Source organism: Nocardia sp. SYP-A9097 (assembly GCF_009649815.1).
In the GTDB taxonomy this organism is placed as follows: domain Bacteria; phylum Actinomycetota; class Actinomycetes; order Mycobacteriales; family Mycobacteriaceae; genus Nocardia.
This window is the reverse complement of sequence record NZ_WJIC01000006.1, coordinates 24,708-40,626: the sequence shown is the minus strand read 5'-3', so window position 1 is coordinate 40,626 and position 15,919 is coordinate 24,708. Positions and strand designations below refer to the sequence as shown.

General features: G+C 61.3%; 14 protein-coding genes. 3 read left to right on the top strand and 11 right to left on the bottom strand.

The window, feature by feature from the left end; all coding sequences use genetic code 11:
* Nucleotides 1-768 carry an ESX secretion-associated protein EspG gene (locus GFY24_RS14555; RefSeq protein WP_194852870.1) on the top strand — a complete coding sequence of 256 codons (768 nt, stop codon included), beginning with the start codon at nt 1-3 and terminating at the stop codon, nt 766-768.
* A gap of 30 nt (nt 769-798) precedes the next feature.
* On the opposite strand, the gene GFY24_RS14550 is transcribed toward GFY24_RS14555, so the two are convergent.
* The 7 genes from GFY24_RS14550 to GFY24_RS14520 all read right to left on the bottom strand — a co-directional run bounded on the left by GFY24_RS14550 (nt 799) and on the right by GFY24_RS14520 (nt 5,991).
* Complete coding sequence (locus GFY24_RS14550; RefSeq protein WP_153805596.1) at nt 799-2,517, bottom strand: YncE family protein; 1,719 nt, start codon at nt 2,515-2,517, stop codon at nt 799-801.
* A 192-nt stretch (nt 2,518-2,709) separates the two neighbouring features.
* Nucleotides 2,710-2,898, bottom strand: a complete 189-nt coding sequence (locus GFY24_RS14545; protein WP_309230851.1) for a DUF397 domain-containing protein — start codon at nt 2,896-2,898, stop codon at nt 2,710-2,712.
* On the bottom strand, nt 2,895-3,188 hold the full coding sequence (locus tag GFY24_RS14540) for a Scr1 family TA system antitoxin-like transcriptional regulator (protein ID WP_309230919.1): 294 nt from the start codon (nt 3,186-3,188) through the stop codon (nt 2,895-2,897). The genes GFY24_RS14545 and GFY24_RS14540 overlap by 4 nt, the downstream gene beginning before the upstream one ends.
* A gap of 59 nt (nt 3,189-3,247) precedes the next feature.
* Complete coding sequence (locus GFY24_RS14535) at nt 3,248-3,811, bottom strand: hypothetical protein (RefSeq protein WP_153805594.1); 564 nt, start codon at nt 3,809-3,811, stop codon at nt 3,248-3,250.
* Between the two features lie 86 nt (nt 3,812-3,897).
* A complete protein-coding gene (locus tag GFY24_RS14530) occupies nt 3,898-4,302 on the bottom strand; it encodes a hypothetical protein (RefSeq protein ID WP_153805593.1) in 405 nt (134 codons plus the stop codon).
* A 564-nt stretch (nt 4,303-4,866) separates the two neighbouring features.
* Nucleotides 4,867-5,130, bottom strand: coding sequence for a DUF397 domain-containing protein (locus GFY24_RS14525; protein WP_153805592.1), 264 nt, complete (start codon nt 5,128-5,130; stop codon nt 4,867-4,869).
* A 12-nt stretch (nt 5,131-5,142) separates the two neighbouring features.
* Nucleotides 5,143-5,991, bottom strand: a complete 849-nt coding sequence (locus GFY24_RS14520) for a helix-turn-helix transcriptional regulator (RefSeq protein WP_309230850.1) — start codon at nt 5,989-5,991, stop codon at nt 5,143-5,145.
* Between the two features lie 185 nt (nt 5,992-6,176).
* On the opposite strand from GFY24_RS14520, the gene GFY24_RS14515 reads away from it, so the two are divergent.
* Both GFY24_RS14515 and GFY24_RS14510 read left to right on the top strand, forming a co-directional pair.
* A complete protein-coding gene (locus tag GFY24_RS14515; protein WP_153805590.1) occupies nt 6,177-6,395 on the top strand; it encodes a hypothetical protein in 219 nt (72 codons plus the stop codon).
* A gap of 22 nt (nt 6,396-6,417) precedes the next feature.
* A complete protein-coding gene (locus GFY24_RS14510; RefSeq protein ID WP_153805589.1) occupies nt 6,418-6,582 on the top strand; it encodes a hypothetical protein in 165 nt (54 codons plus the stop codon).
* Here the strand turns inward: GFY24_RS14510 and GFY24_RS14505 are convergent.
* From GFY24_RS14505 to GFY24_RS14490, 4 genes are read right to left on the bottom strand one after another with little or no spacing between them, the layout of a single operon-like run.
* Nucleotides 6,579-6,869 (bottom strand): hypothetical protein, encoded by a 291-nt coding sequence (locus tag GFY24_RS14505; RefSeq protein ID WP_153805588.1) that lies wholly within the window; start codon nt 6,867-6,869, stop codon nt 6,579-6,581. The two genes, GFY24_RS14510 and GFY24_RS14505, sit on opposite strands and share 4 nt — an antisense overlap.
* Before the next feature lie 17 nt (nt 6,870-6,886).
* Entirely contained in the window at nt 6,887-7,672 is a 786-nt protein-coding gene (locus GFY24_RS14500) for a hypothetical protein (RefSeq protein ID WP_153805587.1), read from the bottom strand.
* A 49-nt stretch (nt 7,673-7,721) separates the two neighbouring features.
* Nucleotides 7,722-8,792, bottom strand: coding sequence for a hypothetical protein (locus GFY24_RS14495; RefSeq protein ID WP_153805586.1), 1,071 nt, complete (start codon nt 8,790-8,792; stop codon nt 7,722-7,724).
* Between the two features lie 53 nt (nt 8,793-8,845).
* Nucleotides 8,846-15,775 (bottom strand): alpha/beta hydrolase, encoded by a 6,930-nt coding sequence (locus tag GFY24_RS14490; RefSeq protein ID WP_153805585.1) that lies wholly within the window; start codon nt 15,773-15,775, stop codon nt 8,846-8,848.
* Nucleotides 15,776-15,919: the final 144 nt, after the last annotated feature.

Here is a 15,919-nt window from a genome sequence, read left to right as displayed (position 1 = left end):
ATGTGGCAGTTCACCGAAGCCGAATTCTATGTCCTTTGGAAGGACCGGGCCGGAGAAGAACCACCTGAGCCGTTTACCTTCACCTCAGCCACCAGGACTGCAGCGGACTTCCAGAAGGAACTTCGGGAGGCACGAGACAGCCTGGGCCACAAGCTCAAGAGCACCGACCTCGAATCCGCCTTCGAAGCCCTGGCTAACCCGGACCTCTACTTGACCACCTATGGATGGAGCGAGGCGGACCTGTGGGGCACGAATTCTCAGGTCCGTGTGCTCGCAACCAGGAAGGGCCCGAAGGGATATGTAATCACGCAGCTTCCAGGTGCTACATACTGGCGACGGGGCGGATACACGATGGTTGAGTGCGATCCGATCAGACTCGCCGATGCCGTTGTCGATGCCACACCAACCGTCGAACGCGGTAGCCGGGGTGATATCACGCTGGCAACCCGGGATCAGGACCTCGATCACGACTACGGTCGCTCCGCAGTCGCCGCGGGCCCTGACACCGCGGTATCGAAGACAAAGGAGTTCCTGACAGCTCCAGCGACTACCGCCGGAGATATCTATATCGTGCAAGGAAGCTCGGTCTTCGGCCCCCGCGGCATCACACGCCATCTGGTGCGCTACCGCGACCTCGCAGAGGATGGTCGCTACGTCATCACCGAAAACCCCGAACAGGCTCTCGCGGTAGACGAATCCCGGTTCATCTCGGTAATCAACAACTACATTGCCGCGATCATCCGTGCGATCAAGGACGAGCGCGGCTGACCGAAAACACAAGGGCAGCAGCCGCCCCGGCTATGACCCCTTCCGCGGGATGACCACGACCTTGCCTGCGCTGTATGCATATAAGGTGTGTGTACGCGGGTCGACCGCAATACCGTACGGCAAACGAATCGACAGAGTGTCCGTGATCTCGCCGGTCACGGTATCAATGGCTGTGACGGTGTTGTCTTCGAAGCTCGAAAGGTACAACGTGTTCGCAGCAGAATCGAATGCCAACCCCTCGAGTCGGCGGTCGCGTGTACCACTGCCCCTTCCGAGCCCGTCAAGAGTCTTGGTGACTGTCGCGGAGCGGGCGTCGATCATCGCAATCCTGCCATCCTCGCTCACTGCACAGATCGTTCGAGTGTCGTGATCGGCCAGCATCAACTCGACAGTAAATGGCAAGGGAACAGATGTAATCCGCTTGTTCGTCGCCAGATCGATGACTTGGATGTCCAAAAGGTTCGCCACATACGCGGTATGTGAGTCGATGACGATACCCTTCGGCCCAATGCTGGTGGGCACCGGAGCATTTGCCACGGTCGAGCCCGGAGGAATCACGGAGAGGCTGTCGGCGGCAGCGTACTGCGGTTGGGCGGTGCCCATGTTGGTCTCGTTGAGAACATAAGTGGTGTGGGTGCTTTCATCGACCGCAAGCCAGAATGACCTTCGGTCTATGGGGACCGTGGCGGTCACTGTATTGGTCGCAGCATCGATGATCGTGACGACACCCGAGCCTGTCGGTGTGTAGTTCGAGACGCTGAGGACATAGACGGTGCGTGTACTCGAGTCCAGCGCAATTCCCTGAGGAGTTCCTGTGGGGAGTGGGACCGTCGCGGTGACCGTATTGCTGGATAAATCGACGACCGAGAGTGTGCCGGCCGATTCAGGCCCGGCGGCGCTGGCATCCTTATTGGTGACGTACAGCGTGCGCGTCACCGCATCGAGCACAACGTCACCTCCGAACGCATGTTCGTTGGTCGCGATTGATGTCCGGCCGTCGCCATCGTTTTTGAGCGCCACAATCCCGATGGTGGTTAAGAGACCCACGGCGATTGCTATCACCGCCGCCGCTGTCAGGACTGGAACGACCCACCGCTGACGGCGGGTCCGTGCGCTTGTCGGTGTTGCGGGATCCACACCCCCACTTGGGATTTGCGTCCCGACTCCACCCGAACGAAGCAGTTCCGCAGCGAATTCCGGAACCAGTTCCCTGGGTATCGCGAACTCGTGGCCGTTTTCCGGACGAATGAACACACTGCGCCGGAAGAACGCAACATCCTTGATTCCGGGATAGTCGATCGTCCTGATCTCGCTCGCCAGCGATACTTCCATTGTCCCAGGGGAGTACCGCACCCCCATGGGCATCCCAGCGGAAGCGTAGGCGGTGACCAGCGGATTCCGTTTCATCATGCGCACTCCGGTAATGAGCGCGACGATCACCACAGCCAGGACGAGCAAAGCGAAGTAGACGCCGAGAATCCCGAAGACCCCCGAATGCGCTTGGCCCGCACCGGTAATCAGATCGAAAATATGCCGGGACATGATCACAAGCGGCAACACGGCCACCATCACCCAAGTCCGGGGCGACCGCCACCGCGCCAACTCCATCGCCCGGCTCAACCGCAGCGCGGTCGTAGAATCCGCCACATAGGTGCACTCGATCGGCGCCCCCGGACCCGATTGCTGCGCCGACTGATTCGGCGCGGCTGGCTCCGGATACGGTGCACGCTGGTCAAATGGTTGCTGCACACATCCCCCTGTCGATCTGGCTCTCGCCCGACCCTAACCCGCGGACACTGCGGGAACCAGTCAGCCCCACCTCGTCATGACGGCCGGAAACTCGTTCGCACACCCTCCTGATGAAGATCGCTAACCAGATTCAGCGCAGGACTGGGCGAGCTCCCCTTCGACTCGTCTGCCGGAGTACATGCAATTACGGCGTTAGGAGTGCCAGATATCGCTGGCCAGGAAACGATCCCACTGTTCGCTGGTGAACCACAGCTCTGGACCGCGGTTCTTCGAGTCGCGAACGCCGACACGTGCATTGTCGAGAAAGACTTCCACGCACTCGTTTTGCTTGGCAGAGCGAGTGGACTTGAACCAGATGCGGGTGGGCGGGTTGTGAGTCACGCCGCGTGCTCCTTCGCGATCTTCAGGACCAGAACCCTTGTGTCCCTTTCGGTCAACGCTACCTGTTCGAGGGCGGTGATCGCCTCCGAGGAACGGGTAATGACGTCCGCACGCTCCACGTAGAGCGCACCTTCCGCGCCTTCGGTGTAGACGACTGGCGGCTCGACGAGCTTGGTCAATATGAGTGGGAAGCGCATCAGGCTGAACGATTGGACGGACAACCCGGCATGGCCGAAGGCGCTGAACGGGATCACTCGTAGTGAAACATTGTGCCGCTCACTGTCTTCAATCAGATGTCGGGATCATCGTTGGACCAGCACAATTGGATTGCATCCAACGGTCCGGCAGGTCATCGGGGCGGAACATGGTTGATCCAGCACACCACGCGAGCTGGTCGCGGTACGACCGACCGGACTAGCGAACAACGGCCCCCGTCAACGATGCCATCGAAGCGCGCTGTCACACGTAACGGGATCCCTGGGGACGTCGCGTCCGCACAATCGGTTGGCGTGATCTCATACTTCTCATCGTGGCCGAACGGCACCCGATAACATGTGCCCACAATGACATCGGGTGCAAAGCAAAGAGTTTGCAACCCTTCGGTGAGCACGAAATACACCGACTTCTCGAGTTCGCCGTCCGGGCACGTATGACCCGAGCGCACTCGCGCGGCCAGTTCGTAGACCGCATCCGGGTCGCCGCAACTGGTCGGGTGCAGTCCGGCGATTCGATTCTTGTGGAAATCGCTGGCGAGCACGCAATCTCCAACGGAGACACCGCTGCCGAGCGCTTCCGACAGTCCGATGCCGAGCAGGCCGGACGCCAGCAGAACCGCTCCCGCAACCATCAACGTCGCGCTTCTTTTGTACAGTGGAATACGAATCTCAGGCGGGCCCTCGGTGGCGCGAGACATTGTGCGAGCGTTGGATGATGTTGCTTGCCCGACTCTCCGCCGTCGGGCCAATCCCACTGTGACCAAACCCAATCCGATCACCGGGATCAATATGACCCCGACCGCGATCCACAGCGGCCCTCTTTGATCTGGGTGTAGGAGATGGTCGAAAACCCAGCGGTAGAAGGCACTTCCATCGCCTCGCCGCCGTACCGCGCCCATAATGAGGCCCCGGTGGCTGCGTATGTTCTGATCTGCGGGTTCACCTTCATCATGCGCACCCCGGTGATAAGCGCGACAACGATGATCGCGAGTACCAGCACAGCAAGGTATACGCCGACAATCCCCAATAGCGCCGAGCCTTTGAGGCTTTCGCCGGTGACGAGATCGAAAATGTGCCGCGCCATGATCACCAGCGGCAACGCTGCGACGTAGCCCCAGATCTTCGGTGACCGCCACCGAACTATTTCCAGCGCACGGCTGAGCCGCAACGCAGTCCGGGAATCAGCCACGTGCGAACCTCGAGCGGCACCTCGTGCTGCTCATGTCGACCAGACTGATTCGGCGAGAACGGCTCCGGATGCGGTACTTGCCGGTCAAATGGTTGCTGCACACATCCCCCTGTCGATCTGGCATTCGCCCGACCCTAACCCGCGCGCATTACTGGAACCAGTCGAGCCTAAGTCCCCGAGTAACGACGCCCGGCCTCAGGCGCGCTGGCCTCCTCCGGAGGCAACCGCTCGTTGTCCGGCGGCTCGGGTGGAGAGGGGCGATCGCCGAACACGTAGTCGTAGAACGCGCGGAGGTATTGATCGACCTCCTCAGAGGAGAAGACGATCCCACCCGCCAGTCTCTCCCATTCCACTGGATTCGTACCGCGGGCCAACAGGGCATCCAACGAGAACCGCAGCTTCTCAGCGTACTTCGGATCAGACTTGGCGCGATCGCGTACGCGAGGGGCCGTCTTCCACATTTCGCCCCCGAACTCCACCGAGTGAATGTCCCTGAGCTCCTACTGCAACTCGTCGATGTGCGGAAGTTCCTCCCACCATCGGCTCACGCTCACCGCCTCAGTCTCAGTAGATCCCGTCAGCTACCAGGTTGCTGATCCGTTCGCTTTCGCGCAGCCGCGAAAGCGCGATGCCAGCGTTCCATTCACCCCGAATATCGCTGGAGAGGAAGCGATCCCACTGCTCGCCGGTGAACCACAGCTCCGGACCACGGTTCTTCGAATCACGAACGCCGACACGGTCGCGCTCGAGACGAACCTCGACGCACTGGCCGCCGTTGCTCCCGCTGTAGCTGGACTTGCACCATTCCCGATTCGCGTCCGCTGCCATCTGCCGACTTCCTCACTTCCACTCGGCCGCGCAACTCCGAATCAGTTCGGTGGATTCACTTTTCGACAAAGCCGCCGAACGGAGCTGGTCGGCCAGCATCTCGTACACTGCCACCCCATCGTAGTCTTGCAGGTAGAGGGCGCCCGTCGGGTACTCGATATAGCCGACCGTCTGGGCTTCATCGAAATGCAGAAGTGTGAACTCACTGACGTTGCCGGCATGGGCGTACGTCCTGGTGGGTAGGACTCGGATGTCGATGTGGTCATGGCCCGCAAGGTTCAGCAAGTGGTCGAACTGTTCACGCATCACTGTTGCGTTGCCGACCTGGCGCTGCAGGACGGCCTCCTCGACAACGGTGCTGAGCCCCATTGGCATTCCTGTCAAGGCCAATCGCTGTCGGGCCATGCGGGCGCGAACGATCTGCTCCACGTCGATCGACGCCACCAGGGGACTTCCCGCGAGTAGAGCTCTGGCGTAGGCGTAGGTCTGCAGCTGTCCCGTGAATGTCACTGTCTGATAGATGAATTGGCTTTCCGCCAGCCCTTCCAAGCCGACGAAGGTTTTGAACCAATTGGGCAGAACGTCGGAAAACGATGCCCACCAAGTCTTCTGGTCGGCGCGACCGGCGAGCGATGCCAGCCGATCGATCTGAGCGACGTCCGCGCCGTAGAGACGCAGAAGCATGGTCACGTCCTCCGGCTGTTGCAGGTACTTACCGGATTCCATGGCGACGATCTTGGGCTGACTGCAGTCGAGCGCCTTGGCAGCCTCGCTCTGCTTCACGCCGGACCGCTCGCGAGCGGTCCGTAGCTCATGGCCGATCAGGAACCGCAGCGCCGATGGATCCGATCGTTCGCACACCTGGTCCTCCGTTCCCACACTCAGTCGAGCGCCGAATCACCCTACTGATCAACATCATCCACTGAAAGCCATTGAAGCGGCTGATATATCAGCCTATTCTTGACATGTGGCGTGGGACACACTCCATCTTCACTCAAAGGCTCCAGAAGCAGTGCGTAGCAGTCCAACCGATGAAGGGGAAGACGATGTACGAGCAACTGAAAGTCGGCACCTGGGCGTGCGTCGACGACCAATGCCCCATCCGCCCCGTCGTCCACCCCGAAGACAGCGCGGTCACCCTGGTCTTCGGCGACCACAACGATTTCGAACTTCTTCTCAGTGCGACAGCCCTCCAGAACCTGCTGCAGCAAGGGACCGACGCGTTGAACCGCTTGGCATCCGACCACCCCCGAAACTCCCTGTAGCCGAATAACCAAGGAAAGCACCATGATCGGTGAACTCATCTTCCTTTTCCTCGGAACAGGGCTCGGCATCGTGCTCAACTCCGCGGTCGCCAAGCACCACAGAGGCAAAGGCTCTGGCAGAACCGTCGCCGAAATCAGGGACCGCATCCAACGAGAGCACCGCGGCCGGCATTGGCGTATCGCCTAGCAGTCGTCGGGGAGCCTTGGCGGCTCAACTCGCCCCTCGTAGAGATACTCGTACAGCTCACCCAAGAACCGGTAGAGGCTCTCTTCCTCTCCGAACTCGACGTAGGTCATGCGGTACCACTCGGCCACACCGATGTTCTTGCACCACAACAGTTCTTGAAAGCCGGATCGGATCGACTCCGAGTACTCACGACTACGTCCCCGCGATAGCTCTTTGACGGTCGGAAAATCGGCGACCGTCTCGATGTGCAGTGCACTGTTGATGAATTTGCGAAACAGATCTTCCACCGTTCAACCGCCGGCGATCAGATGTTGTCGGCCATGCGCTGAAGCTCGGAGAGACTGACAGCCCGGTGTTCTGAAGCCCCCTCGCTGATCACACCGAAAAACTCAGGGGCATGAATTGGCAGCGAGCGGCTATGGCTCAGTACTTCGACAGCCGGCCGCCCCGCCTCGTAAGCATCGATGAGGCGGGACCGCCATAGCCCGCCAGCGACCATGCCTTCTCTACCCACTGCTGCTCGTTGCAGATAGCCAGCGGCGTTGTCACTTGTTGATGCCCACAGGTACCCGAGAACGATGTCATCCCGCGTGATCGGCAGATACATGACAGGAGAAGTGGTGTCCTCGGGGTAAGTGGAAGTCGGAACCGAGGACAACGAGCCCCACCCATCGGAACGATTTTCAGGAGTGCCACTGGGATACTCGCCATCCTGCACCCAGGGGCCTTCACCAAGCGGCGCATCGGGATTCAGCTGCAGCGCCAAGTCCTGAATGGTCCGCGAGCCCATGAACTCGGCGTCACTCGCGATGCCACCGAACTGAGCATCTGCTGGCTTCCCTATCCAATCGCTGATTGCCTCAACCGGTGTCAGACCCCGCCGATACGCGTCGTCGAGCTTGCCGAACCAGAAGATCGAAGACTTCACATGGCTGATACCAGACGCCCCGTACGCGAAGTAACCTGCGGCGCTCCCGGTCTCCGTCCCCCATAGATAGCCAACCAGCTTGTCTCCGAGCGTGATTGGAAGGTACACGACGGCACGCCGCGTCCAGACGTCGTAACTGTCTCGAGATGGATCTGAAGTCATGGTTACTTTCAGCCTCGCTCAAACGGGAGTTGCTAAGCGCCAGTACTTTTCAGCTATTGCTCTGCGGTTCTAAGTATTCGGCCCAGGCCGGAATCTGCCCGCCCTGTTCCTGAGTTCTTGCCAGGGTCCGCCTCGCTCGCGGAATATTAGGTGCCATAGCGTCGAGCCAGCCAGTCGTGCTGCCCCACGCTTTACGCACCCGTCTCGTTTTCCCGGCGACGCCCACTTCCCATACCGGCGGGTCATCTTGGAGAAGGTCCGTGCCGTCGATTGCGTAGTAGGTGTTCCCGGGGTACGCGGCTAGCAGCAACACACCCTCCGGGTCACGCATATCGTGCGGAATCTCCCGGAGAGCTGACACAAGATTCGATTTGAGCTCAGCGTCGACACCATGGACGCCGAATCTCATTGGATAGAGCCAGAACCCAGGCTCAGACCCGATCAGCTGGAGAATTTCACGTACGGCCGGAGGTACGCTTTCGACTCCCTGCCCGACTACGAACCGGTCAATCTCATTCTCGGATGCGCCGACAACCGAGTCACGACGCAGTCCAGCCGCAAACACACGCTCGACGATGTCACGAACACGTACGCGAGGATGCTGCGAAGGGGGACTCTTTTCTGTCCGTGGCAGTATGTTTCCCGACCAGTGCGGAAGGTCCCACCCATTCCGCTTATACCGTTCCAGGTCGCGCCTCAGGCTTTCGACCAGCGGTTCCATGTCAGAAAACCACGCAGATGTCGATGGCCACTTGCGCGCTGAAGTGCCCTCCACGATCTCCCACACAGCAGGGTCGTCACTAGCCAGGTCTGCCGCATCGATGACTTGGTAGACGTATCCCTGACGCGCCGACAGCACCAACATCCCCGCTGTATCACGGATTCCGTGGTCTACCCCTCGGAGCGCACTCGTTGCGACGTGATTCTTCACTGCAGAATCGATACCGCTACGGACTCCAAAGTCGGTGCCGTCGAACCACAGTCCTGGCCGAGTTCCAATGAGTCGAAGAACCTCCTGAATCGCCGCAGGTACGTGGGATACCCCTTGCTCGGCCGCGAACCGGCCGATCTCCTCGTCCGATGCGCCTTTCACAGAATCCCGCTTCAGCCCCTGCGCCATCGCCTCCTCGAAGATGGATCGAATCCGCGCACGTGCTTCGTCCTGTGGTCGAGTCATAGTGGATACAACCTTTCCAAGGCTGGGTTGAGAGCCTCCACGCGCATGTTGGGGAACACTCGCTGGTAGACCTCAATGAGGTTCATACACGAATCGCAGATCTGAAATTTCTCCGGGATATCGGACAGCCGGGCTGAGGGCAGGTCGATCAGCATCCGCAGGTCACCGGCCACATCCGCTGCCGAGAATGGGGTGTAAGGTATCCCATCCTCAGCAGCCTCCACGGCAGCCCGCCGATTGAGCTCCTCAATCGCGAGGGCGATGCGAGCCCTTGTTCGCAGCTCCTGAACCTCCCTTCCCGGCTGCATGTCCGGTATAAGGGATTTGTGCACCTCCTGTGAGTCCTCGATCACCCGTTCCACTACATCCCATGACAGTCCGGTGTCGTTTACCAGCTCATGGACTGTGGAGTCGCGGATTGTGCGTGGTGTGTAGGGAGTGCCGCTCTGCTCCGCCTCCCGAGAGGCCTGCCTATTGTCCTCGATGAGTATCTGGTTGATCTTCTTCCATGCATCCCTCACCTCGGCGTATTCAGTTCTGGCACTGGCATCTACCTCACGGATTGCCTCGGCCAGTACGTCGTCGACCGTGTCTCGTGACAAACCAGAGTGCTCGGCCAACTGATGCCGCACGACATCTTCGTACAGCTTCGGTTCCGAGTCGTTCGCGCGATCGGATCCTTCACTAGTACTGAGCCGGCCGGTTTCCGGATCGAAGGCGCTCGCATAAGAAGTCTCGAATACCCGTTGCCCCTTCGGGGGCCTTGCCGGGGCCTCTGAAGCAGGGGACCAGTCATGAGTCACACCACTGAAGTTGAAGAAGTCATTCGGCGTGCGGTTGCTATCGGAGCGATACCGGGCAGTTGTAAGAGCTCGATCCAAAGGACGCCGAACCCCATCGACAGACGGATTACGGTGCGTGATGTCTTGAACTGCTTCGAATCCTTCGATCCGCTTGGCCCGGTTCTCATCACGAAGTTCCCGGAAGTCGTCCATACGTTCGGGTGTTTCGGGCAGGCGATCTACGGCACGGTCTCTTGCATCTCCCGGATCGAGGTTGTACTTATCTTCCTCACGGGTACCTGGAGCGAATCCGTCCTCTGTGGCTTTGGTTTTGGTGCCATCCGAGTGGAATGTTTCCCAGGTGCCGTCGGGTGGAATGCGGGGGCGGCGGATGCCATCGGGGCCGATTTCGACTGCGCTGGTGTAGAGACGACCGCTGCTGTCAGACCAAGCCGGCTTGGTGGGTGCCAAGACGTCTGTGCCGAGATGCTGAGCCAGGCGGCTGGCGAAGCCATTGGAGGCGGCGTCGCAGCCGACGAGCCGTATGGGGGTGTGGCCGTCCCAGTTGGTTTGGCGGAGAAGGTTGGCGAATTCCTCTGGGGTGTACGTACGGTCGCCGATACGAGCATGGCCGTCCTCGGTGATGTGGACATCAGCGGTGAAGTGCGTGGGGTCCTTGGCTATTCGACTGGCCAGGCCGGCGACCTCTGGATCGTCAGGGTGAAACGACGCACCGGCTTCGGTTTCTTTGACAGGGAAAGAATGTTCCGTTGCGGGTGGCATATGGCTGGCAGGCCCTGGTTCGTCCTGATGCGGCCACACCTTGTTCGGATGAGCGGCAGGATTCGACTCAGGTCGATGATTCAGAAGTGTATTGCCATGCTCCGCGAGATAGCGCTCGAATACGGGGTCATGCTGGGCAAGCAGACGCCATGGGGTGGCCGACGTCTCAGGGTTCGTCATTCCGAGCCGGTCCGCCATCTGCTCGAGATCCCTTTGCAGGCTGGGCAGTTCACCGTGGCGGACAGGGTCGGAGGCGGAGCGCACGATTTCCGTTGCCAGAGACTTCATTTCGTTGAAGCAGCCGCGGAGGTGAGGCGTCAGCGATCCGGGACGGTCGTCGAGATCGAGCGGGACGAAACCCTTGTCCAGATCATCGTGTGGACTACTCGAAGAAGGCTCTTCGACCGGTGTGGCCTCCTTGTAGACCGATTCCTTCGCATGTACTGACGACTCTGGATGCCACATATTCTCGGGATGGGGCTCGTTCCCAGCGGGCAACACAGTCTCTAGAATATGTTGCAGCCCAGCATCTTTCAGAGTAGCAGTGTCGAGCGGTTCGCGGGTGGGAGCTACTTCGGTGTCGTGGGGAGCTCGCTCGGCCCGAACCGGGTCCGCAGGGTGGACGTAGTCGGGACCAATCACGACGCCCTTGAGCAGGTACTCAACGCCATAGTATTTGGATCCCTGAACTGTGGATCCTGTCGGATCTTCGATGACCTCGGTGATCAGGTAACGCGTTTCCCGCTGCAGGATGAACTCGTTCTCTGGCCCTGCCCCGCTCCTGTCTCCAATCCATACCCCTTTGGAATTGGCAGGAACGTCCAGCTCCATCCGAATTTTGGATTGAAAGGCGTTCGGCGGAGCCTCGCCCAAACTGGTCGACAAGTAGCCACGTTCGGTCTGGATCGTGTTGATCAACTGCCGAGGACTCTTACCGCCCAACATGGTGCCATGCTGATCGATTGTGAGACTATCGACCCCTTTGTAGTTGATTCCCCTGGCAATCTGGAACCCTTCCGGTGCAATGCGATTCGTTGCCCGGTCCAAGGTTTCCACATGATGTCTCATCATCTCAGCGGTCGGCTCAGCGCCGACACTGTCTCGAATGGTCGCGAATTTTTCTGCGTTCGACCACATGTCACTGAGCCGGTTCTGGGAATTCAAGTCATGCAGAACATTGTTGATCGCATCCTGTACCGCAGGATCAAGGTCCGGATGCTGGTCAAAGGCATCCAACAATTCAAGCTTCGGCATTTCCGAACGGCCGTCACTCAACCACATCAGTTTGCGCTGAAGCGCATAATCCTCGGTGATTCTTGCGAGAAACTTCCCAGGATCAGGATGGCGCAAAAATTCATTGATCCAAGAATGTACCGTATAGCGATTCACCTCACGAAACTCAGCCTGGGACATGGTGTCTCGGATAGGCCCGAGTACTTCCTCGCCAAACTTTCGACCTGCGGCGTCGGAATCGAATCGACGCACCCTTTCATCGGAGGCGCGCTCAACAGGTCGGCCGCCGGGGTCATGAGCGGGCTGATGCTCGGGAGTCGTGTGCGGCTGTTCGTGAGCGGGTTGCGAACCATGGGGTTCCGCTTGGCCGATGCGGGCTTCGGGGCGCGCGGTGTTCGGATGCGATGGGGTGCCGGATTCGATGGGGTGCACGGGGTTTCCGTGCGAGTCGAACAGGACTGCGTGGGCTGAGCGGACGTTGGGGTTGTTCGGGGAGAAGGGGTGGGGGCCGCTGCCGAGGGCGGAGTCGTGGACTACCAGGCGGCCGCCGTCGTTGGTGACGGTGTAGGCGTGGGCGCCTATGCCGTTTACATCTGTGGGGCCGTGGAATTCGGCTACGACTATTGCGGTTGCGCCTTCGCCGAGGCGGTTCAGGTGGTCGGCGAGGACTCCTGGGGAGTCCATCAGTTGCATGCGGGCGCCTGCGGCGTCTTCGAGGTCGCGGGCGGACATGCCGCGTTCGGCGATATCCGGATCGTGTGGGATTCGGATGTTTTCGTTGCCGGTCAGTTCTTGGGCGTGCCGAAGGGCTTGGGGGCCACAGTCATTGACCGGCTGGTGGTCGGCGGGGAGGGTGGGGTGTTCGGGGGTCGGGTCGGGGTTGTGGAACTCCTCGACCAGGTGTTCGTAGCCGATCGGGGGACCCTCGTGCGGGTCGGTGATGGGTGGGCGCAGGTGGGCCGGGTCGCTGGGGAGCGAACCGATATTGCGCTGCCAGGCGTTCAGGCCCTCGTGGTCGGGGCGGGCGAACTCCGGGATGACGTTCCCGCCGTCACCGGCTGCGATCTTGGCGAAGTTGTGGAGTGATTCGCTGGGGACCGTATGGGCGTCGTCGTGGAACTTGTAGTAGCCGGTGTGCGTACCGATATTGCTGAATGTCTGTGCACCGCCCGGGAATTGGGCGGTGATGCGACGGGCACCGAACGCCTCCACCGAGGGGTCCATGCCGAGACCCATGCTGAGACCCGGTGCGGCGCGGGCGATCTCGCCGGGAGTGCTGGAGCCGATCCAGGTGACCGGGTCGCGGGAGGAGCTGGCTACGAAGACATTTCCCTCGCCGAGGCCGAACTCGGAGGCGTGCACGACCGGGCCCGCGCCGGGTGAGCCGAGGAGGGTGATGGTGGTGACCTCGCCGGTCAGGCGGCCGCCCGCACCGGCGTAGCTCGTGGTGGTGGAGCCGTAGCTGTGGCCGAAGAGGTGCACATCGGGCATGGGTTCACCGCCGGGCAGGCCGGCGTTGATTTTGCGAGTCTGGTTGAAAGCGGCCACATCTCGGGCCAGTAGCTGGCCACCGCGTTGCGCCAGGGCGGGATTCGTCATCTCCCGGCCGATACGCGAACCACTTGGGGCGTCGTAGCCGATCCAGGCGATCGAGGCGACCATGCTGGGGTCGTGCACATTGTCGGAGGTGGCCTCGTAGTGGTGGAACGCGTTGTTCAGGTTCGTTTCGAGGCTGCGGACCGTGGTGGTGATGCCCGGGATGTGCCACGAAACGGTCGACGCCTTATTCACGTCGCCGATCGCGACGACTGCGCGGCCCTCTCCGTTGAAAGCCTTTGAGTCGTAGGACAACACGTGGACGGGCGGCCGATAGCCGGGCGGGTCGCTCGGATCGGCGCGATCTCGGTTGGCGAAATTGTCGGCGAGGGTTTCCGCGTGCTTCAGGTTGTGGATGGTGCTCTGGAGGTTCTTGAACTGCTCGCGGCCCTCCGGATCGGTCCACCGGCTCGTCCACTTGTCCACGCGCGGATTGCGTTCTCGCAGTTCGGCCATGTCGCGGGCGATGGACAGGCGATTGGCCTGATCGCGCGCATGCGGCGGAACACCGTCGGCATTGCCGATCTCGTGCGGATGCACGCGCATCACCGCACCCTGCTCGTCAGGGGTCAGGTCGTGCCACCAGTCGTGGTTCTCGCGGGCTTTCTGGTGTGCCCCAGCCTGATCTACGTCGTCGACGTGAAGCAGTGCCTCGACCTCGTGGCCAAGCTTGGCCAGTGCGTCGGCAGCATGGGCCCGCTCGGCCGCGGTGATCGGATGGTCGACTGGCAGGACCTGGTGCGGCGCGGGATTGGATGGCGCGGGCGGTTCCGAGTGGGACGGCTGCGGGTTATGGCTCGGCTGCTCGTCATGCGTTGGATCGTTGTCCCGCTGTGGATTTCGCTCGTTCTGCGCGACGTCTTCGTTGGTGCGACCCGACTGGTGTTCGTCATGTGCGGGCGTCCCGTCTGGATTCGGATGCTGTCCGCCGGTCACATCGTCATGTCTGCCACCGATCCGCCCCTCGGGGCGATCGGATGCGGGGACTTGCGCGCGATCATTCGGTACCGCGTCCAGGCGTTCGGTTCCGCGCGAAGTCGCCTCTATACCAGTGGGTTTGGCTTGTACGGGTGCGGCAGGCCCGGCCGGTTCGCGGCTCGGCGCGGCACCGGCCCGGGAGGTATCCGCCGGGTGTGTGGTCGAGGCCGGGTCCGCTCGGGGAGCGGGTGCCGGTGCGGGGCGACCATCTCCGGTCGGCTTGACGTCGCCCGATGTGTGTGAGGCAGCGGAAGATTGGACACCATCGGCAAGTTTTGGGCCCGCGGTACCGGGCGAATTGGGCTGCTGATGCACTGGCTGCGCGGGAGCGGCGTTCTGGCCGTTGCTGATCTGACTGTTCGGAACATCGTTGTGCACCACCGGATTCGCGGGTGCCGCGGCAGCCACCACGCCCGGATTCTGCTTTCCAGCGTCCCCGGAGTGCGAGTTATCTCCGGCGAGCCCCGCCCCGTCGGAGATGTGCGCCGGTGTGATCGGCGCGCTCTCCTTCGTATTGGCAGGCGCCTCGAGCCCGCTCGGTTTGGTCGGTGCCGGTTGGCTTTTGAGCTCCGCAGTTGGCTCGGCAAGGGTCGGGGCGTGGCCCTTCGGATTGGCCGCACGAATCGCGCCGGGCGCGGCACCGCCCCACATGCCCGCGGTAATCATCCGTGGGTCGAACTCGTGGTTACCGGTGATCAGCGCGCTGGCCCCCCAACCCGCCAGTCCGGCCGACCCGCCCGCCGCCACCATGGTGATTCCGGTGGTCGCCACTCGCGTGGTGATCTTTGCCGGACTGCCGAACAGCCCATGCAGACCGCCACCGACACCGGCGGCGACGACACCTCCGGCGGCTCCGGCGGCCGCCATGATCCCGACCTGTTCCCAGCTGAACTTCTCGCGTCGCCCTTCATAGCGCTGCCACGCCTGAATTGCCGCATCCGGGACAGTACCCATGGCCGCACCGAGGGCTGCGGACTTTGCCGCGGTAAGACTCGCTTTGATTGCCAGATCTTTGAGAACAGCTTTGATCTCGGCGATCTCGGCGAACTTCACGCTCTGCCCGATCAGCTTCTTGAACAGCTGCTTCATAATGATCCGCGCGGTGACGCGATTGGCCGCGATCACGGCCGCTTCCGCAGCGGGCGCGGCCAGCAAACTGGCCGCGGCGATCAGCATGTCCGCCGCCATGATGATCAACATGGCGTGGAACATCAGCTTGCTGTACTCGAACTCGGTGCCGGTGTTCTCCGCGAGCCCCCCAATACTGTTGAACCACGTGACGAGGCTGTCGATCGATCCGGCCCCGTCCTTGCTCACATCGCCGACCTTGAGCGAATTGAGCTGAGCCAGCATGGCGTCGCCGCCATCGCCCTCTGGATAGGCGAGCCGCACCGCCGACATGGCGGAATCGATATCGTCCTTGATGCTGTTGAGCTGCGTGGCAGCGGCTTTCCAGTCGTCCGCGAGCGTCCACATCTTGTCTTCGTTGCCCTCGGGCCACTGCATGCCGACGAGCCAGCCGTAATAATCGGCACCGGGCGGACGCCAGATCATCGCGACCTCACCGCATCGCGAGTCGTGTGCCTAGCAGCGGTTTCCGCCCCCCGTACTACCACTCCCGCCCCCGGATTCGACCGACTACTCAGCTATCAGACTGCCGGACTGCGGTTTTCACCGACGGACAGGCAGTGATCTCGC

Coding starts and splice junctions, on each gene's coding strand:
- GFY24_RS14555 (WP_194852870.1), top strand. CDS start 1: ATGTGGCAGTTCACCGAAGCCGAATTCTATGTCCTTTGGAAGGACCGG.
- GFY24_RS14535 (WP_153805594.1), bottom strand. CDS start 3,811: ATGTCTCGCGCCACCGAGGGCCCGCCTGAGATTCGTATTCCACTGTAC.
- GFY24_RS14525 (WP_153805592.1), bottom strand. CDS start 5,130: ATGGCAGCGGACGCGAATCGGGAATGGTGCAAGTCCAGCTACAGCGGG.
- GFY24_RS14515 (WP_153805590.1), top strand. CDS start 6,177: ATGTACGAGCAACTGAAAGTCGGCACCTGGGCGTGCGTCGACGACCAA.
- GFY24_RS14510 (WP_153805589.1), top strand. CDS start 6,418: ATGATCGGTGAACTCATCTTCCTTTTCCTCGGAACAGGGCTCGGCATC.
- GFY24_RS14500 (WP_153805587.1), bottom strand. CDS start 7,672: ATGACTTCAGATCCATCTCGAGACAGTTACGACGTCTGGACGCGGCGT.
- GFY24_RS14495 (WP_153805586.1), bottom strand. CDS start 8,792: ATGGCGCAGGGGCTGAAGCGGGATTCTGTGAAAGGCGCATCGGACGAG.
- GFY24_RS14490 (WP_153805585.1), bottom strand. CDS start 15,775: ATGATCTGGCGTCCGCCCGGTGCCGATTATTACGGCTGGCTCGTCGGC.